The following is a 20,509-nucleotide window of genomic DNA, read 5'->3' on the forward strand; positions in this document are numbered from 1 at the left end:
AAATGATAATAATTATCATTTTTAGTAAAAAAATTAAGGAGGGAGAATGAAAAAGAGATATTTAATTATAGGAATAATAATTTTATCTTATTTTTCCTTATTTATAGGAGCAGAAGATATAAACATAATGCATATATTTGCAAAAAATCAGCATAAACTTATGATATTTGTCATGAGTAGAATACCAAGATTAATAAGTATATTAATTGCAGGTATAGGAATGAGTATAGCAGGCCTTATAATGCAACAGATAAGTAAAAATAAATTTGTATCGCCTACTACAGGAGCAACAATAGATGCGGCTCAATTTGGTATAGTAATTTGTATGCTTTTAATACCAAGTGCATCGATTTTCACGAAGACCATAATAGCATTTATATTTTCTCTTATAGGAACATTTATGTTCATGAAAATAATAAGGAAGTTACAGTTTAAAAGTATAATATTCGTGCCATTAGTAGGTATAATGTTTGGAAATATAATAGGTTCTATGACTGATTTTATTTCATATAAATATGATTTGAGTCAAAATGTAAGTTCTTGGATGCAAGGTGACTTTTCTATGATACTTAAAGGAAATTATGAAATATTATACATAACAATACCTCTCATAATAGTAGCATATATTTATGCAAATAGATTTACTGTTGTTGGGATGGGGATGGATTTTGCAACTAACCTAGGTCTAAGTTATAAAAAAGTCGTTAATGTAGGTTTAATAATAGTAGCTCTTGTTACAGTATGTGTAGTTGTTACTGCTGGTAATATACCTTTTATAGGTCTAATAGTTCCTAATATTGTATCTTTGTATATGGGTGACAATATAAGAGATAGTATATGGCATACGGGATTATTTGGGGCACTATTTGTACTTATATGTGATATTTTTGGAAGGCTTATCATTTATCCATATGAAATATCTATAGGGCTTACAGTTGGTGTTATAGGAAGTATACTATTCCTTTACTTAATACTAAGGAGGAATATAAATGAAGCTTAGTCTTAATAAAAAAATTTACTTAGTGACTGCATTACTCTTGATATCAATGGTACTTTTTTTAACCTATGGAATAGATATGAATAATCTAGATTATGCATTATCACAAAGAATACCAAAAATACTTGCAATGATACTTGGAGGAGGATGTATAGCATTTACTACAGTAGTATTTCAAACAATTACTAACAATCAGATATTAACACCAAGTGTGCTAGGGTTAGATTCCTTATATGTAATGATTCAAACTATAATAGTATTTATATTTGGAGCAACCAGTAATCTCATTACAAATGAAAATTATAATTTTATCATTAATGTTACTATAATGATTGTAGCTTCAATGTTATTGTATAGAGCATTGTTTGAAAGAAAAGAAAATAATATTTTCTTTTTAATCCTAGTAGGAATGGTATTTGGAACTCTATTTAAAAGTGCAACAACATTTATTCAAGTAATGATAGACCCTAATGAATTTCTAGCACTACAAACTAGCATAATGGCTAGTCTAAATAATATAAATACAAATGTATTGTTAATTGCATTTATAATAGTTATTGCAACAATACCTTTTATATATGATGATATAAAATATTTAGATGTACTATCATTAGGTAGAGAGCAAGCAATTAATTTAGGTGTAGATTTTGATAAAGTAGTAAAAAAAATGATAATCCTAATAGCAATTTTAGTTTCAGTATCAACAGCACTTATTGGACCTATGACATTTTTAGGTCTTTTACTAGCCAACATAGCTAGAGAAGTTTTTAAAACATATAAACATACCTATTTAATTTTAGGTTCTATATTGCTAGGAATGATTACGTTAATAATAGGTCAATTTTTTATACAACATATATTCAAATTTGATACAACATTAAGTGTAGTAATAAATTTTATAGGAGGAATTTACTTTATCCAATTATTATTAAAGGGGGCAAATAGATGATAGAAATAAAAAATATATTTAAAAAATATAAAAATAAAAATGTTGTAGATAATGTTTCTTTTAATATAGAAAAAGGAAAAATAACATCTTTTATAGGTCCAAATGGGGCTGGTAAAAGCACTGTGTTATCAATAGTAACAAGACTTATAGGAGGTGATAGTGGAGAAGTATTGATAGAAGGAAAAAGCTTGAGTTCTTACAACAATAAAGAACTTGCAAAAAAAATAGCTATACTTAAACAATCTAATAATATAACTTTAAAACTCACAATAAGAGAATTAGTTGGCTTTGGAAGATTTCCATACAGTGAAGGAAATTTAACTCAAGAGGATGAAAAATATATTAATGAAGCAATAGAGTATATGAAATTAACTGATATACAAGACAAATATTTGGATGAATTAAGTGGAGGTCAAAGACAAAGAGCTTATATAGCAATGGTAATAGCCCAAAATACGGAGTACATATTACTTGATGAACCACTTAACAATTTGGATATGAATCATTCAGTACAAATGATGAAGGTACTTAGAAGTCTTTGTGATGAGTTAGGTAAGACTATAGTGTTGGTCATGCATGATATAAATTTTGCTTCATGCTATTCAGATAATATAGTTGCACTTAAAAATGGAAAAATTGAAAAGGTAGGTCGTACAGATGAAATAGTTAATGAAAAAGTTTTAGGAGATATTTACGAAATGAACTTTGACATTAAGCATATAAATGGAAATAGAATATGTGTTTATTTTTAAAACACTATAGATAAAAATCTATGAATTTTCTAATCAAAATTTAAACTAAGACAAGTATTAATAAAAAATGAGGGAGACATTAAGATGAATAAAAAAGCAGCAATAATAGCAACCGTGGCTATAGTAGGATTAGTAGCAGTATTTGCATTAGGTGGGAGTAAAAAAAGTGATAAGAAAACATTAGATGCTTCAAATGCTACTATAAAAATAACTCATAGCTTAGGAGAAACAGATGTAAAGTTGAAGCCTAAAAAAGTAGTAGTATTTGATTATTCAGCACTAGATACAATGGATGCACTAGGTGTAAGTGAGAGTTTAGTAGGACTTCCAAAATCAAGCTTACCAGTATCTTTAGAAAAGTATAAAGATGAAAAATATGCAGATTTAGGTGGATTAAAAGAACCAGATTTAGAAAGTATAAAATCAACAAATCCAGATTTAATCATAATAAATGGAAGACAAGAAGATTTTTATGAGCAATTATCTAAGATTGCACCAACAATAAGTACAAGCAAAGATGATAAGAAGTATTTAGAATCTGTCAAAAATAATATAAATAAAATAGCTAAAATATTTGGAGTAGAAGAGAAGGCTAATCAAGAATTTGCTAAAATTGAAAAGAAAATAGAAGTTTTAAATAAAAAAGTAACAGAAAAAGACTTAAATGCTTTAACTCTTATGGTAAATGAGGGGAATTTAAGTGTATTTGGTGAAGAGTCTAGATTTAGCATATTATATAATAGTTTTGGATTTAAGAATAAAGATAAAAATATAAAGGAATCAAGTCATGGTCAAAATATTACTTTTGAATATGTAGCTAAACAAAATCCAGATATTATGTTTGTTATAGATAGAGGTATAGCTACTGGTAGTGATGTGAAAGCTGGTTTAACAGCTAAATCTGTTCTAAACAATGACGTAATAAAGTCTATGGATGCTTATAAAAATGATAATATAATATACTTAGATGCACCAACATGGTATGTAAATGATGGTGGTCTTACATCTTTAAATAAGATGATAGATGATGCTTCAAAAGCAGTTAATAAGTAAGTCTATTTTTTATGGCAAATGTGTTTTATATAATGATTATGTAATCAGCCACCTTAAAGTGGCTGATTTTTTTTGATTTAAATACTTCTGTGGACGAGTTTTGTAGACTTGTATAAATCTATAACAGTTTTCTTTATTGCTGAAAAGTAATTAATTGAATACTTTTTTGAATTTCTTCATCTTGTTCAGAGATGATAATAGAAGTTAGTTTAACTCTAATTGAAATATAGCCAGCATCTTGTATTTTTGATAGAGCAGTACGAGCTGTTTGTGGTGCAACTCTAAATTGCTTGCAAATTGTTTCAATAGATGGTAGAGTTTGCCCTTTTTTATAATGTCCAAATAATATACTCTATACATAGTATTCATAAATTAAATAATACAAGCCATATTCGTGTTTCAAAGTATTTACACTTCCTATTATTATACAACTTATTTGATGAATCTTATTTTATCATTCTATGTTTAAGGTTTAAGAAAACTAGCTAGAACTTGCGGTTTATTAGTTATTTTGATACAATTAATCTAATACATACATGAACAAGGTTATGTTATTATATTAATAATTCAATGGATATATATTTATTATATAATCTCTCAGGAGTGGTTTAAATATTAAAATAAAATCTTCTAAAAAAACGTTTTTCTATTTTTGTTACTAATTATTGATTTTATCCGTATAAAACCTCCAGCATATGCACTAAAGAAAGAATGTAGAAATTGATTAAACAGACCCTTATTTCTCAACTAGTTTACATAAAAAATACTTTGCACAACAAAACTTGAAAAACATTTACAAGTGTATGGACTTATGAGTGATTATTTTATTAAGTATGATTATAAAAAACACATTGATATTTTCAATACCACCTACAAAGGAGAATGAACAACCTAGATTAATAACAATGAAAAAAAGGAAAAAGGTCACGATAGATTTTAGATTGCAGATTTTGAATAAAAATAAACAAACATTAAACTTGCAATAGCTATTATGATTATAGTATTTATATAGGTTCTAAAGTTTGTTAACAGAAACTAAACCTAGACCTATTGGAAAATTTGAAAAAATGATGATTTACAAAAATATGCAATGTCAAAAATAAACTATGTAGAATAAAATCTTCTATATTTTAAGTAATAAGAGAGTTTTATTAAGGTTTAATACACGTTATTTGAGAAAATGATTATACAATATTTTACTAAGTTGGTTATTAAAAATGTTTAGAAAATTTATTGAAGAAATCATATTAATTATTTATAACATATAAAACCTAGTTAGCATAATTGTAGAATATCTGATAAACGTGAAAACATAGGGGATAGAGGTATTTTATGAAGAGATTTTTAAAGATAACTATCTTAGTTTTATTTGTTTTATTAATTTCTATAAGTTACATTTCTGTTCAATTAATTCACAACATTGGAGATTATGGAAAGTTGATTAATTATGTTGGTATTGTTCGTGGAGCGAGTCAACGTCTAACTAAATTAGAAATGAATTTTCAACCAAATGATGAACTAGTAGAATATATCGATGAAATTTTACATGAATTAAATACAGGACATGGAAAATATGGTCTAGTAGTCACTAATTGTAAAAAATATAACGAGTATTTATCTTTATTAGAAAGAAAATGGGAAAATTTAAATATTGAAATTAAAAAAGTAAGGATGGAAGAAGATAGTAGTCAGTTACTACAAACAAGTGAAGAATTTTTTAAGATTGCAAATGACACAGTATTTGAGATAGAACATTATTCGAAAGAAAAAAGCGATTACTTAATGACTTTAATAATTATAATATCAATTGTAGGTATAGTAGCATGGATTATATTGATTATGCAGTACAATAGAAGATTAATTAGACTTGAAAAATTAAATGTAGATTTAAAAAATATTGCATATAAAGATGAACTTACAGGAGCAAATACTATAGACAAGTTTAAGTTGGATGCAGAACAGTATATTTATAAACATAAAGACAAGAAATTTGCTATATTTTATATCGATTTTGAAAATTTTAAGTATATCAATGATATATTTGGATACGATTATGGGGACATGATATTAAAACGCTATTCTAATTTCATGATGGATGATATTGGAAAATATGAAACATTTGCAAGAGAGATTGCAGATAGATTTGTTGCATTAAGATGTTATGTAGATAAGGAAGCTTTACTAAGAAGACAACAAATTGTAGATGATAAGTTGATTAACATTACAGATGAAATTAAAAATAAATATAGTATTACTATTGTCAGTGGAATTTGTTGTATTGAAGATGTGAATGAAAAATTAAATATAGATGATTTGATAAATCGTGCAAATTTTGCACAAAAGACTGTCAAGAATAAACCTGGTACTAAGTATGCTTTTTATAATGAAAATATTCGCAAAAAAATGATTGAAGAAAATACCATTAAGAGTAGAATACATGAAGCACTCAATAGAAGAGAATTTGTTGTTTATTTTCAACCTAAAGTTAATTTACATAATCAAAAAATAGATTGTGCAGAAGCTTTAGTACGTTGGATGACACCAGACAAATGTGTGATATCTCCAGCGATATTTATTCCAATATTAGAAAAGGAATTTTTTATTAGCTTAGTAGACCAATATGTATTTGAAGAGGTATGCAGATGGATTAGAAAGAGATTAGATGAAAATGAACAAGTTGTTCCCATCTCAGTTAATGTTTCTAAGATTCAATTTTATAATGCTAAGTTTGTAGAAACTTATTCGCGTATACAAAATAAATATAATATACCTAAAAATACTATAGAAATTGAATTTACAGAAAGTGTTGCTTTTGAAAATCAAGAGCATCTTTTAGAAATTGTACATGACCTACATGAAAGTGGCTTTACTTGTTCTTTGGATGATTTTGGAAAAGGATACTCGTCTCTAAGTGTTTTGAAGGATTTACCATTTGATGTTTTAAAGCTTGACTCAATGTTTTTTAAAGAAAGTTTAAATAAAGAAAAAGAGAAGATAGTAATAAAAAATATTATACATATGATAAAAGAGTTAAATATTATAACTGTTGCTGAAGGTATTGAATATAAAGAACAGGTTGAGTTTCTTAAAGAGATTGGGTGTGATTTGGTTCAAGGGTTTGTCTTTTATAAACCAATGCCAATATTAGACTTTGAAAAAATATTAGATGAAGAAACTGTTTATAGTTTATAATAGTTAAAGTATATTTTAATATATACTAATCTAATAAAGTGCTTATAATATAAGTGCTTTATTAATTTTGTTAACTATCTAAAATGTACAGTGATACAAATATTGAGAATAACATCAATACATAATATACAACTTTATTTAAATAATTACATGAAAACTATAAATTCTTATAAGGTTTTATGTGAGGTGTAAATAATATAGAGTTATGTTTTAGAGAAGATGAACTTATTGATAGTGTTGATGGCGAATACATAAATAAAGACTATAAGTAGATTTACTTATAGTCTCTTAAACATTGTTATTTTTTCCCTGCAACCCATTTTAAGCCCCAGTTAAATTCATTATCCATTTCTCTATGTCCTTTAAAGTATTTAACTACCTTTTCAACACTAAATGTTTCATCATTTACATTTTCTATTAATGCTATTGAACACATATTATAGCCATTTTTATGCTCATCAAGCTTAACCACTAAATCAGAATCTTGTTTTTGTTTAATAGTTACAACTCCGTCAGCTTCTGACCAATTAGCCACACCTTCATAAATAAAAGCATAAATCAATATTCTTTTTATTTCTTTTATCTTGTTACCATTGATTCTTATATTTTCGCCTTGTGTATTGCTTCCTGTTCGGTCATCTCCATCTAGTTGAGCAAAAGGAGGATGTTCTAAATTGCCAAAAGAATTGCCTAACGCTTGAACAGCACCTTTTACACCATTTTTCATTTCAAACAAGCAACCTAAATCTAAATCTATATTACTATTTCTTAGAGCTCCAAAAAAGCCCTTTTTTTGTACTTTTTGATTCCAATTTAAATTAACTAAAATCTCACCTAAATCGGTATTTTCTTTTTTTGTAAGATTTATTTTTTGTCCTTTTTTCAATTCTATAGCCATAGTAATCTTCCTCCACAAACATAGATTTACTTAAATGGTAGCACTTAACAAGTCAATATTCAACAAGATTACAATAATAATATTAAAATTATACTAATTCTACTAAAAAACAGGAATTACAATTCCTTTGTATTTTTCTTTAATTAAGTTTCTTGCTTTATCTGATGTAAGAACTTCTTGTAGAACTTTAATTTTTTCACTATCTTTATCTTCACTTCTAAATGCTAAAAGATTAGCATATTCATCATTTACCGGTGCTGTGTAGATTCCATTTTTCTTAGCATCAAGACCAGCAGGTACTGCGTAAGTAGTGTCTATAAATGCAGCAGTTACATCTGGAAGAGAAGATGGTATTTGAGCAATATCTAATTCTTTGAATTGTATGCCCTTTGGATTTTCAATTATATCTTTAGGACTAACTAAATTATTTTCTTTAGGTAAAGTTAAAAGTCCTATACTTTCAAGATATCTAAGGTCTTTAGAACAAGAAGATGGATTGTTGCTTATTGCAATTGTATCTCCCTTTTTAAATTCATCAACAGATTTTATTTTGTAAGAGTAAAGTATCGCTGGGCATACATATAGTTTAGTTCCTGCCATTATTTTATAACCTTTAGCTTTAACAGCTTCTTTTAGATAAGGTTCATGTTGAAATAGATTTGCATCAATTTCGCCATTATTTAAAGCTTCATTTGGAAGTATGTAATCGTCAAAGTTCTTAACTTCTAAAGTATAACCTTTTTCTTCAATCAGTGGTTTTAGTTCCTCTAACAACTCTCCACCTGGAACTAAAGTAGCACCAACAACAATTTTTTTATCGTCTTTAGATTTTGAACATCCAACTACAGATAAAGTAAATACTAGACATAATAACAAACTTAATAATTTTTTGAATTTCATAAAAATTCCCTCCTGAATATAATTGATTAGTTAAAAATAAAATACCCTCTTTTTATCACATTGTGAAAATAAAATAAGCCTGAGTGTAAACTCAGGCTTTAAAAGCTAATTTAAACTCATCTTTCAGTACAATACTGCAGGATTTAGCACCAATGTATATTAAAAAATATACTGGTTGCTGGGTTTCACAGGGCCAGTCCCTTCACCACTCTGGATAAGAAGTATTAATTTTTAATTATGTTATACATATTAGCATGATTTTTTGTATCTGTAAACATAATTTTATAAATATTTTAAAGTTTTTGTTATTTCTATTTAACACCCAAAATTCCAGAAACTAAAATATTAGTATCAGCACCCAAGAAATAGTCATTTATTTCAATAGCATCTAAAATAGCTCTCAATGAATTCTCCTCATGCTTTGTACCAATAAGTTTATCTTCTACAAAAGATACATCACACTTCCCAAAGAAATCTCCAAAAAACTTTATACTAGTTATTATACCTTTATCAACATTTAAATTAAATTCTACATTTCCACCAGCATATTTTAATTCATTTGAAAGGGAGTATTTTGGTGAATTACCAAAATTCCAATCCCAAGTTTCATATTTTGATTTAGTAAGTTTTTCTATTTCTTCTATGTCATATTTACTTAGAGAGTAATTTGTATTACAAGTATTTGTTGAAGAAAGATAATTCATTATAGCATCTTTAAACTCAAGTATATCCATATCAGACTGTAAATGTTCGCTTATATTGGTTACACGAGACTTTACAGATTTTATGCCTTTACCTTCAAACTTTATGGGTTTTACTTTTAGTGCATTTGAAAGGTCATTTATTTCAGATGAAAATAAAAGTGTCCCATGATGCATCACTTTATTTTTATAGTTATGTTGAGCATTTCCAGAGAATTTTTTACCTTCTATAAGAAGGTCATTTCTTCCAGAAAACTCAGCATTGACATCTAAGGTTTTAAGCAAGTCTATTATTGGTTGAGTGAATCTTCTGAAATCACTAAAGCTATTATTATTACAAGCTATAAATGTAAAGTTTATATTTCCTAAATCATGAAATACAGCTCCTCCGCCAGATTGTCTTCTAACAACTGGTATTGAATGTTCTTTTATATATTCTAAGTTTATTTCAGAAAGTGTATTTTGATTTTTTCCAACGATTATAGAAGGTTCGTTCCTCCATAAAATAAATAAATCTTCGTCAAAGTTTTTAAGTAGATATTCTTCCATTGCTAAATTAAAATAAGGGTTTGTTTTTTCATTGTAAATTAATAACATTAAAGTAATTCCTCCATATAATTGATAAAATTTTTTTAGCTGATTTTAGTACAATTATTTTTATAATTCGACAATAATATAAAAAATCCTTTAAAGTAAAATTTTTAAAACTTCCTTGCAAATTTTAAATAAATAATATATACTCAAAATATATTTAATAAAAGTGAATAAAAGGGTAGAGGCGCAATAATCTATCAGTACCAATAAGGAGTTAAGCACAAAGAATTATTGGGAAAGGGGATATTGCCGAAGTTTTATAATCGATGCTTTAAGATTATATTGCTGGGGGTACATAAAATATATGTACAACTGTCACAGGTTTATTTGTGGTGAGCTATCATTTAAGGAATTATATTATATTTGTTTTTAGTATTATCAATGTATTGTAATGTTTAAGCCTTGAGTGTTTACCACTCAAGGCTTTTTTATTTTATCATAACCCATAATACCCTATATAATTCACAAAATTAAAAAGAGAGGGAGATTTATATGAGAAATAAAAAATTTAACATTATTTTTCTGACGACAATTATGTTTATAATGTCAACTGTAATGGTATTTGCAGAGGAAGATATAGATACAATTGCACTGGCTAACGCAGAAAAATTTGGAATTTTAACTTTAATACCACCATTAGTTGCTATAATACTTGCATTTATAACTAAAAATGTAATAATTTCTTTATTGCTAGGAATTCTTTCTGGAAGTTTTATAATTCAAGTCAGTGGAGTTAATGTATTTGCTGCATTTATACAAGCGTTTTTAGACTTAGTAGATAGAGCTTTAGTATCTCTGTCAGACCCATGGAATGCAGGGATAATACTACAAGTCTTAGCAATTGGGGGAGTAATAAATCTTGTTGCCAAGATGGGTGGTGCTAAGGCTATAGCTGAAGCACTTGCAAAGAGAGCAAAATCAGCTAAAGGTACACAGATTATAACTTGGTTTTTAGGTCTTTTAGTTTTCTTTGATGATTATGCTAATTCATTAATTGTAGGACCTATGATGAGACCAGTTGCGGATAAAATGAAAATATCAAGAGAAAAATTAGCATTTATAATAGATGCTACAGCAGCGCCAGTTGCTGGGCTTGCTATAATATCTACATGGATAGGTCTTGAAGTTGGTTTAATACATGATGCTTTTGAAAGTATAAGTGTAGATGTTGATGCATTTGGCATATTTTTAAATACAATACCATTTAGATTTTATAACATATTAATATTAGCATTTATTGTAATTTCAGCGTTATTATTAAAAGAATTTGGACCAATGAGAAAAGCTGAAATAAAATCTAGAAGTAGAAAAATTGGTACAGACCTTGATGAAGGTGTTGAAGAATTGGATGATTTAGCTCCAAAAGATGGAGTGAAATTAAGTGTATGGAATGCTATAATTCCAATAGGTACATTAATAGTAGTTGCACTAGCATCATTCTATTATAGTGGATATACATCTATAATGGGAGGAGAAGATAAGACTTTAATACAATTATTTACAAATTCGCCATATTCTTTTGAAGCAATCAAAGAAGCGTTTAGCGCATCTGATGCATCTAGAGCATTATTCCAATCTGCATTAGTTGCAAGTTTAGTTGCTATTATAATGGCTGTAGTTAAGAAGATTTTTACAGTATCAGAAGCAATTGATGTTTGGATAGATGGTATGAAAAGTTTAGTAATCACTGGTGTAATATTAATACTTGCTTGGTCATTAAGTTCAGTAATAAAAGAGTTAGGTACAGCTAAATTCTTGATACATTTATTATCAGGTTCACTGCCTCCATTCTTACTACCAAGTTTAATATTTGGATTAGGAGCAATAATATCTTTTGCTACTGGAACTGCTTATGGAACAATGGGTATACTTATGCCACTTGCGATACCACTTGCATATTCACTAAATCCTGACATGTCTTATGTAATAGTAAGCACAAGTGCAGTTTTAACAGGTGCAATATTTGGAGACCATTGTTCTCCAATTTCAGATACAACAATACTTTCTTCAATGGGAGCTGGATGTAATCATATAGACCATGTTAATACTCAAATGCCATATGCTATATTTACAGCAGTAATTACTATTGTATTTGGATATATACCAGCTGGATTTGGATTGCCAATATATATAGTATTGCCAGTTGCTATAGCAGCTGTATTTGTAGGTCTTCAAATTATAGGTAAGAGAGTAGATGAAGCAGAAATAGAACTTGCAGAATAAGGCTGTAAATGAATTTTACCTTTTATTATCATTATTTTGTTTATTTTTAGATAATTTAAAAAAGTTATTGAAAATAATAGCGAAATATAGTAAAATAAAAGAGTAATATAAGCGGATGTGGCGGAATTGGCAGACGCACTAGACTTAGGATCTAGCGCCATTGGCGTGGGGGTTCGACTCCCTTCATCCGCACTTTACAGTACTTAGTTGTGCTGAAAAAAAACTGGGGTTGCTGGCTTTCGGAGTGGGCTATCCCGTTTTTATTTTTTGATAAATAACTATATTAAATTAATAGGGATACCTAATGATAGGAATTTGCTATATTGTTATTTTTAGAAAACTTGTAAAAAAGCTCAATAAGTTCTTTTTGTTATACAAAAATAAAATTACATATACAACATTTAAAATGTATGTAAATAAAGGTATAAAATTTTATAGCAATGTATTTTAAAAGTATAAAATGATTAAAATTTTAAGAAATATTCAAATCACATAACCATTCATATAGTTGTAATTCTATTAAAAATATTCTATTTTAAAAATCTTATTTTTCACAAGTTTAAAATTGTAAACGATTTCATCAAGTGTATGAATATACTTTTAACATGTTATAGTAAATCTCGATACAAATTTACATTTGGTTCTTTGTGTGTTATTTTAATAATAAATTAAGTGAAAATGTTATTTTGCATTAATATATAATATGTTTGCAGAAGAGTGAATAATATAAAAGAGAAATAATTGATAATAAAAACTTAACAAAAAAATTAATACATAAAAAAAAAAAAATATAATGTGTTGACATTTGATTTAAATATTCATAAAATAAAATTGAAAATAAATATTTCCAAGTGAGATTAGCGAGAGAGACCTTTATACAAAAAGGCGCCGAAGAAGAAATTTAAGAAATGCCAATTCTTAGAGAAGCTTTCAGGCAAAGATATCGCTAATTGATGGGACTCTGGAGAGACTTAAGTTAAATACTATAAGTCACCGAAGAAGCAGAATAATATTAAATTATTAAATCTTTCAGGTATACAAACAGGGATATATAGGCTAGGATTATTTCCTATGCTTATATATTTTTTTTATGGGAAAATACAGGACATAATGGCGAAGTTGATTAAATAGAATAAGTTTAGTTTTATAGGGAGGGTTATATATGAATGAATTAAAAAGAGTACCTTTGTATAATACACACAAAGAGCTTGGTGCAAAGCTTGTTGAATTTGCTGGTTGGGAAATGCCTTTAGAATATGAAGGAATAAACAAAGAGCATGAAATGGTTAGAAAAAGTGCAGGTATATTTGATGTATCTCACATGGGAGAGATAGAAGTAAAAGGAGTAGAATCAGAAAAATTTATACAAAATCTAGTTACGAATGATATAAGTGTATTAAAAGTCAATGACATCATATATACACCTATGTGCTATGAAAATGGTGGAGTAGTTGATGATTTATTAATATATAAGTTTGGGGAAGAAGATTATTTGTTAGTAATAAATGCAGGAAATATAGACAAAGATGTTGCATGGATAATGAAGCAAAGTGAAGGGTATAAAGTAAATATAAAAAATATATCTAATGAAGTTTGTCAATTAGCAGTTCAAGGACCTAAAGCAGAAAAAATTCTTCAAAAAATCACGGACATAAATTTAGAATCAATAAAATTTTATAAGTCAATGCCAAAAATAAAAGTATCTGGATACTCTTGTTTAGTTTCAAGAACAGGATATACTGGAGAAGATGGTTTTGAAATATATTGCAAAAATGAACATATAAAAGCAATTTGGGATGAAGTCCTGAAAGTTGGAGGAGAAGATATATGTCCAGCTGGTCTAGGTTGTAGAGATACTTTAAGATTTGAAGCAGCTCTACCTCTATATGGACATGAGATAAATGAACACATATCTCCACTTGAAGGAGGATTATCTATTTTTGTAAAAGTAAATAAGGAATCATTTATTGGCAAATCAATCTTAGCAGAAGAAAAAGAAAATGGGATTAAAAGAAAATTAGTAGGATTTGAAATGCAAGGTAAAGGGATGCCAAGAAATGGATATGATATAAAAGTTGGAGATAAAACAGTTGGTTTTGTAACTACTGGGTGTGCATCTCCAACAACAGGAAAAATCTTAGGAATGGGAATTATAGATGCTGAATATGCAAAAGCAGGAAATGAAATAGGTATAGCAATTAGAAAAAAAGTTGTTCCTGCTATAACAGTTAAGAAGCCTTTTTATAAAAAACAATATAAAAAAGATAATGTTGTAGTAAATAAAGAAAATAAATTTTCATATATACCTGCCACAAATGAAGATAAGGAAAAAATGTTAAAAGTAGTTGGATTAAACTCAGTTGATGAATTATTTTCAGATATACCAGATGAACTAAAATTAAAAAGAGATTTAAATCTAGACAGTGGAAAATCTGAATTGGAAGTTAGTAAAATAGTAAAAAGATTGTCAGAGGAAAATTTAAGTCTAGAAGATTTAACTTGTTTTCTTGGAGCTGGTGCATACGACCATTATATACCATCAATTATAAAACATATAACTTCAAGGTCAGAATTTTATACAGCATATACTCCATATCAAGCAGAAATAAGTCAAGGAACTTTGCAAGTAGTGTTTGAGTTCCAATCTATGATTGCAGAAATTACTGGTATGGAAATTGCAAATGCATCAATGTATGATGGAGCGACTGCTGCAATAGAAGCATGTATAATGGCAATGAATCAAACTAGAAAAAGTAAAATAGTAGTATCAAAAACTACACATCCAGAAACTTTATCAGTACTAAAAACTTATTTACAATATAAAGATTGTGAAATAGTAGAAATTGATTTTTGTAATGAATATGGAACTACAGATATAGAAAAATTAAGAACTTCTGTAGATAAAGATACAGCATGTGTCCTTATACAAACTCCTAACTTCTTTGGGATTATTGAAGAGATGGAAGAAATAGAAAAAATAACTCATGAAAATAAAGCCATGTTAATTATGAGTGTTGACCCAATATCATTAGGTGTTTTAAAAACACCAGGTGAAATAGGAGCAGATATTGTTGTTGGAGAAGCTCAATCACTAGGAAATCCTCTTAATTTTGGAGGTCCTTATGTAGGATTTTTGGCTAGTAAATCTAAATATACAAGAAAAATGCCTGGAAGAATAGTTGGGCAAAGTTTAGATACAGAAGGGAAAATTGCATATGTATTAACTTTACAAACTAGAGAGCAACATGTAAGAAGAGAAAAAGCAACTTCTAATATATGTTCAAATCAAGCTCTAAATGCTCTTGTAGCATCAATATACATGGCTACTATGGGTAAAGAAGGATTTAAAGAAGTTGGTATGCAATCAATGAAAAAAGCACACTATGCTTATAATAAACTTGTGCAAACAGGAAAATACAGACCTATATTTAAAGGCAGATTTTTTAAAGAATTTGCAGTACAAGGAAATTATAATATAGACACTATAAACGATAAACTTTTAGAAGAAAATATATTAGGTGGTTATAATTTAGAACACAATTATCCAGAATTAAAAAATTCAACTTTACTTTGTGTAACTGAAAAAAGAAGTAAAAATGAAATAGATAAGTTAGTTGGAATAATGGAGGGGTTATAATGAAAGAATATAATAGTTTGTTGATAGATATATCTAAAAAAGGTAGAAAAGCATACTCACTTCCAGAATTAGATATAGATGATATAAAAATAGAAGATATGATTGACCCAACTATGGCTAGACAAAATGAATTAAACTTACCAGAAGTTGGTGAATTAGAATTAGTTAGACATTATACTTTATTGTCAAATAAGAATTTTGGTGTTGATACTGGTTTTTATCCTTTAGGTTCTTGTACAATGAAATATAACCCTAAAATTAATGAAGATATGGCAGCACTTCCAAACTTTACTGGAATGCATCCATATCAATCTTCAGATACAGCACAAGGGTCTCTTGCTCTTATGTATGATTTATCAAATAAACTTGCAGAAATTACAGGTATGGATGAAGTGACACTTCAACCTTCAGCAGGTTCACATGGTGAATTTACAGGTCTTATGCTTATAAAAGCGTATCATGAAAATAGAGGAGACTATAAAAGAACTAAAGTAATAATTCCAGATTCTGCACATGGAACAAATCCAGCAAGTGCAGCTATGGCGAATTTTGATGTAATTCAAATAACGTCTGATAAAAATGGTGCTGTAGATATAGATGTATTAAAAGAAGTTTTAAATGATGAAGTAGCAGCCCTTATGCTTACTAATCCGAGTACTCTTGGGCTATTTGAAAAAAATATAAAAGAAATAGCTGACCTTGTACATGAAGCAGGTGGCCTTTTGTATTATGATGGTGCAAACATGAATGCTATTATGGGAATAACAAGACCAGGAGATATGGGATTTGATGTAGTCCATCTTAATCTTCATAAGACATTTTCAACTCCTCATGGTGGTGGTGGTCCAGGGGCTGGACCTGTTGGAGCAAAAAAAGAGTTAGTGTCTTTTTTACCAATTCCAATAATCGAAAAACAAGAAGATAAATATGTATTAAATTATGATAGACAAAAGTCTATTGGAAAAATTAAAAATTTCTATGGAAACTTTGGAGTCCTTGTAAGAGCTTACACATATATATTGACAATGGGAAGAGATGGACTTAAAGAAGCTAGTGAAATGGCAGTTCTAAATGCTAATTATATAAAAGAAAGTATAAAAGATGATTATATTTTACCAATAGACACTTTATGTAAACATGAGTTTGTATTAGGTGGACTACCAAGAGGAGAAGCAAATATAAAAACTATTGATATAGCAAAGAGATTGTTGGATTATGGATATCATCCTCCAACAATGTATTTCCCTCTTATTATAAATGAAGCACTTATGATAGAGCCTACAGAAAGTGAGAGTATAGAAACATTAGATAGTTTTATTGAAGCTATGAAGAATGTCGCCAAAGAAGCTAAGGAAGAGCCAGAATTACTAAAAACTGCTCCACATAATACTTTAGTTAAAAGAGTTGATGATGCAAGAGCAGTGAAAAAGCCTATATTAACATGGTCACAAAGATAAGTAATTAAAATAATAAATAATTTAAATATACAAAAACTTTGTATTTGTATTAAAAAGCTATCTAAACTATTTTAAATTAGATAGCTTTTTTGTATATATGTTGACATACATGGTATGTACTGTTAAAGTTTTTTATATATTACTAGAAAATGTGAGGATTTAAATCCCTCTTGATTTTATGTATGTTTCAACCATTTCTATATTTTTACAAAATACAGGTAATCAAACAAGTAGTATGCTTGGAAGACTAATGATATTTGCGGCAGTAATTTGTGCAGGTGCATATGGTGTATATGTAAGAAAATTATCTAAAAGTGAATTTACACCAATTGAAATAACAGCAGCAATGCAACTAATTGAAACAATATCATTTACATCAATATTATCAAATATCGCTACGGTAGTATCTATATTTGCAGGAGTATTTTTACTGAATGAAAAGTTCAATTTTTATAGTATTGTAGGAAGTATGCTTATAATAATTTCAGTTATAGGAATGATTATATATGGTAAAGGAAAACATGAAGATTTGGAAATTGAATATACAAACTAGTTTTATTTTATAGGGAATAAACCTATTTATTCTTTTAACTTAATTTAAACTTAATAAGAATATATCGAAATTCATAAAAAATTTAGGAAATCTTAAGAATTATGATATTAAAATCTTTAGATTTATGTTTTATTATATAAACTACAATAAGATACATTAAACTAAATTAGAATTTTACAATATATTTATAGATATTACTATTAAAGAAAAAGTTAAGTTGAAAGGAGTATAATATGGATAAAGTTAACTTAAAAAGATATAATTGTGATATAAATGTTGGATTAAACAGTGAACAACTTAAAAGTAGAAGAGAAGACAATTTAATTAATGTATTTGACAATGGAAAAACTAAAACATACAAGCAAATTTTTAAAGATAATATATTTACACTTTTTAATCTTATAAATATTGTTTTAGTTTGTTTGCTAGTTTCAGTTGGCTCTTTTAAAAATACCTTATTTATATTTATTGCTGTAATTAATACTATTATTGGTGTGATTCAAGAAATAAGAGCAAAAAGATTGTTGGACAATCTATCTGTTATAGTATCAAGCAAAGTATCTGTTATAAGAGAAAAAGAGAAAATAAAGATTGATGTTCAAGAATTAGTGCTAGACGATATTATGATTTTAAAAACAGGAAATCAAATTTGTGCTGATTCAAAAGTTTTAGAAGGAAAGTTAGAGGTAAATGAATCTCTAATCACAGGAGAATCTGATATTATTGTAAAAAGCAAAGGTGATTTTTTATATTCTGGTAGTTTTGTAGTTTCTGGAGATGCATTTGTAAAAGTTGAAAATATAGGAAAAGATAACTATGCAAATAAGATAGCTAGTGACGCTAAAATTTCCAAGAAACACAATTCTCAACTCAGAAATTCATTAAATGCAATATTAAAAGTTGTTGGTGTAATAATTATTCCTTTAGGAATTATATTGTTTGTAAAACAACATTTTGGAAATGGAGATTCTATAGTAACATCTGTAGTAGGTACTGTGGCAGCTGTAAATGGAATGATACCAGAAGGATTAACTCTGCTTACAAGTATTGCCTTAGCTGTTGGGACAATAAAACTTGCAAGCCACAAGACTTTAGTTCAAGAATTATATTGTGTAGAGACTCTTGCTAGAGTTGACACATTATGTCTTGATAAAACAGGTACAATTACAGAGGGTAAAATGCAAGTTGATGATGTAGTAATGCTTGAAAAAGTTGATGTAAATGAGATTATGGGAAATTTGTGTAATTCTCTTAAAGATGATAATGCGACATTAAATGCTATAAGAGATAAATATGATATTTCAGATACGTATAAAGTTAAAAATTTGATTCCATTCTCATCAGCAAGAAAATACAGTGGTGTTGTTTTTGAAAATGAAGGTACATACTTAATAGGAGCCTTTGAGTTTATTTTTAAAGATAGATATAAAGACTTAAAAATAGAAATTGAAAAATATTCTAAAGCAGGAAATAGAGTAATAGCTTTAGCTCATAGTAACTCTTACATGGAAGATAATAAGATACCTGAAGATATAAAACCGCTTGCTTTTATATTGATATTAGATAAAATTAGGAATGAGGCTAAGGAAACTTTAGAATTTTTTTATAATGAAGGTGTAGATATAAAAATTATATCTGGAGATAATCCAATAACAGTAAGTGAAGTAGCAAGAAAAGCAGGTCTTAAAACAGCTAATAGATTTATTGATGCAACAACACTTAAAAATGATAAAGACATATACGATGCTGTTGATAAATATAGTGTTTTTGGAAGAGTAAGCCCACAACAAAAGAAACAAATGATTGTAGCATTAAAACAACAAAATCGTACAGTAGCAATGACAGGAGATGGTGTAAATGATGTGTTAGCACTTAAAGAAGCTGACTGTAGTATTGCAATGGCATCTGGAAGTGATGCTACCAAAAATGTTTCTAATTTAGTTTTATTAGATTCAAATTTTGCATCCATGCCAAAGGTTGTTATGGAGGGGAGAAAGGTAATCAATAATATTCAAAGAGCATCTTCTTTGTTTTTAGTAAAAACAATCTTTTCATTCTTCTTATCACTATTAACATTATTTTTCTTTAGTAGACAGTATCCATTTGTGCCAATTCAATTATCATTGATTGGAGCTGTAACAGTAGGTATACCATCATTCTTTTTAGCTCTTGAGGCAAATAGAAGTAGAATTTCAGGAAATTTTTTACTTAATATATTAAAAAATGCTTTACCAGGAGCATTATGTGTAACATTAAATGTAATTATTGTTTACAATATAGTCGAATATTTAGGTTATAGTTCAAGTGTATTTTCCACAATGTGTGCTATATTAACTGGTATATGTGGTCTTTTAATACTAAGACAGCAATGCTTGCCATTTAATAAAGAAAGATTATTTTTAATTGTAAGCATGACCATAGCATTTGTTATTGGGATTCTATTTTTAGGTGGATTATTCTCATTTGTAGCTCTAAGTAAAGAGCTAATCCTTATAACTATGGTATTAGCAGTGTTAATGCCGATTATGATAAAAGTTATGTTATTTGTATTAGATGAGATACTAGACACAATAGTTCCAGATTTAAACTAATTTGAGCAATAT

The 20,509-nt window shown here is 27.9% G+C and carries 14 protein-coding genes, 1 tRNA gene and 3 riboswitches; of the genes, 11 read left to right on the top strand and 4 right to left on the bottom strand.

What is annotated here, in order from left to right; all coding sequences use genetic code 11:
- The first annotated feature begins 46 nt into the window (after nucleotides 1-46).
- From IC218_RS03125 to IC218_RS03140, 4 genes are all read left to right on the top strand, one after another.
- Nucleotides 47-1,000 carry an ABC transporter permease gene (locus IC218_RS03125; protein WP_227823793.1) on the top strand — a complete coding sequence of 318 codons (954 nt, stop codon included), beginning with the start codon at nucleotides 47-49 and terminating at the stop codon, nucleotides 998-1,000.
- The gene (locus IC218_RS03130; protein WP_227482412.1) at nucleotides 990-1,946 is read left to right on the top strand and encodes an iron chelate uptake ABC transporter family permease subunit; all 957 of its coding nucleotides are present in this window, start codon (nucleotides 990-992) and stop codon (nucleotides 1,944-1,946) included. The genes IC218_RS03125 and IC218_RS03130 overlap by 11 nt, the downstream gene beginning before the upstream one ends.
- Nucleotides 1,943-2,698, top strand: coding sequence for an ABC transporter ATP-binding protein (locus IC218_RS03135; RefSeq protein ID WP_227433112.1), 756 nt, complete (start codon nucleotides 1,943-1,945; stop codon nucleotides 2,696-2,698). Before IC218_RS03130 ends, IC218_RS03135 begins: the two co-directional genes overlap by 4 nt.
- Before the next feature lie 84 nt (nucleotides 2,699-2,782).
- Nucleotides 2,783-3,751, top strand: a complete 969-nt coding sequence (locus IC218_RS03140; protein WP_227433113.1) for a siderophore ABC transporter substrate-binding protein — start codon at nucleotides 2,783-2,785, stop codon at nucleotides 3,749-3,751.
- A gap of 133 nt (nucleotides 3,752-3,884) precedes the next feature.
- Here the strand turns inward: IC218_RS03140 and IC218_RS22145 are convergent, their stop codons facing one another.
- Nucleotides 3,885-4,100 carry a GntR family transcriptional regulator gene (locus tag IC218_RS22145; RefSeq protein WP_227824258.1) on the bottom strand — a complete coding sequence of 72 codons (216 nt, stop codon included), beginning with the start codon at nucleotides 4,098-4,100 and terminating at the stop codon, nucleotides 3,885-3,887.
- Nucleotides 4,101-5,083: 983 nt separating this feature from the next.
- On the opposite strand from IC218_RS22145, the gene IC218_RS03150 reads away from it, so the two are divergent.
- Nucleotides 5,084-6,943 carry a putative bifunctional diguanylate cyclase/phosphodiesterase gene (locus IC218_RS03150; RefSeq protein ID WP_227823794.1) on the top strand — a complete coding sequence of 620 codons (1,860 nt, stop codon included), beginning with the start codon at nucleotides 5,084-5,086 and terminating at the stop codon, nucleotides 6,941-6,943.
- A 298-nt stretch (nucleotides 6,944-7,241) separates the two neighbouring features.
- On the opposite strand, the gene IC218_RS03155 is transcribed toward IC218_RS03150, so the two are convergent.
- From IC218_RS03155 to IC218_RS03165, 3 genes are all read right to left on the bottom strand, one after another.
- Nucleotides 7,242-7,841 (bottom strand): TerD family protein, encoded by a 600-nt coding sequence (locus IC218_RS03155; RefSeq protein ID WP_227433117.1) that lies wholly within the window; start codon nucleotides 7,839-7,841, stop codon nucleotides 7,242-7,244.
- A gap of 102 nt (nucleotides 7,842-7,943) precedes the next feature.
- Complete coding sequence (locus IC218_RS03160) at nucleotides 7,944-8,741, bottom strand: MetQ/NlpA family ABC transporter substrate-binding protein (RefSeq protein ID WP_227482414.1); 798 nt, start codon at nucleotides 8,739-8,741, stop codon at nucleotides 7,944-7,946.
- A gap of 113 nt (nucleotides 8,742-8,854) precedes the next feature.
- A riboswitch (SAM riboswitch) is annotated at nucleotides 8,855-8,962 on the bottom strand.
- Between the two features lie 90 nt (nucleotides 8,963-9,052).
- Nucleotides 9,053-10,039: a lipoate--protein ligase gene (locus tag IC218_RS03165; protein WP_227823795.1), complete on the bottom strand. Its 987-nt coding sequence runs from the start codon at nucleotides 10,037-10,039 to the stop codon at nucleotides 9,053-9,055.
- A 168-nt stretch (nucleotides 10,040-10,207) separates the two neighbouring features.
- Nucleotides 10,208-10,384: riboswitch (Lysine riboswitch) on the top strand.
- 144 nt (nucleotides 10,385-10,528) lie between these two features.
- Here IC218_RS03165 and IC218_RS03170 point away from each other — a divergent pair.
- The 6 genes from IC218_RS03170 to IC218_RS03200 all read left to right on the top strand — a co-directional run bounded on the left by IC218_RS03170 (nucleotide 10,529) and on the right by IC218_RS03200 (nucleotide 20,497).
- The gene (locus IC218_RS03170) at nucleotides 10,529-12,259 is read left to right on the top strand and encodes a Na+/H+ antiporter NhaC family protein (protein WP_227823796.1); all 1,731 of its coding nucleotides are present in this window, start codon (nucleotides 10,529-10,531) and stop codon (nucleotides 12,257-12,259) included.
- A gap of 111 nt (nucleotides 12,260-12,370) precedes the next feature.
- Nucleotides 12,371-12,451: transfer RNA gene (locus IC218_RS03175), tRNA-Leu, on the top strand.
- A gap of 659 nt (nucleotides 12,452-13,110) precedes the next feature.
- A riboswitch (glycine riboswitch) is annotated at nucleotides 13,111-13,215 on the top strand.
- Between the two features lie 206 nt (nucleotides 13,216-13,421).
- On the top strand, nucleotides 13,422-15,896 hold the full coding sequence (gcvPA, locus tag IC218_RS21805; protein ID WP_255616311.1) for an aminomethyl-transferring glycine dehydrogenase subunit GcvPA: 2,475 nt from the start codon (nucleotides 13,422-13,424) through the stop codon (nucleotides 15,894-15,896).
- The gene (gcvPB, locus tag IC218_RS03190; protein WP_227823797.1) at nucleotides 15,896-17,353 is read left to right on the top strand and encodes an aminomethyl-transferring glycine dehydrogenase subunit GcvPB; all 1,458 of its coding nucleotides are present in this window, start codon (nucleotides 15,896-15,898) and stop codon (nucleotides 17,351-17,353) included. The genes gcvPA and gcvPB overlap by 1 nt, the downstream gene beginning before the upstream one ends.
- Before the next feature lie 235 nt (nucleotides 17,354-17,588).
- Entirely contained in the window at nucleotides 17,589-17,906 is a 318-nt protein-coding gene (locus IC218_RS03195) for a hypothetical protein (RefSeq protein WP_227823798.1), read from the top strand.
- Nucleotides 17,907-18,139: 233 nt separating this feature from the next.
- Nucleotides 18,140-20,497: an HAD-IC family P-type ATPase gene (locus IC218_RS03200; protein ID WP_227482419.1), complete on the top strand. Its 2,358-nt coding sequence runs from the start codon at nucleotides 18,140-18,142 to the stop codon at nucleotides 20,495-20,497.
- Nucleotides 20,498-20,509 lie beyond the last annotated feature (12 nt).

The sequence above is a fragment of the Clostridioides sp. ES-S-0005-03 genome, assembly GCF_020658455.1.
Classification (GTDB): domain Bacteria; phylum Bacillota; class Clostridia; order Peptostreptococcales; family Peptostreptococcaceae; genus Clostridioides.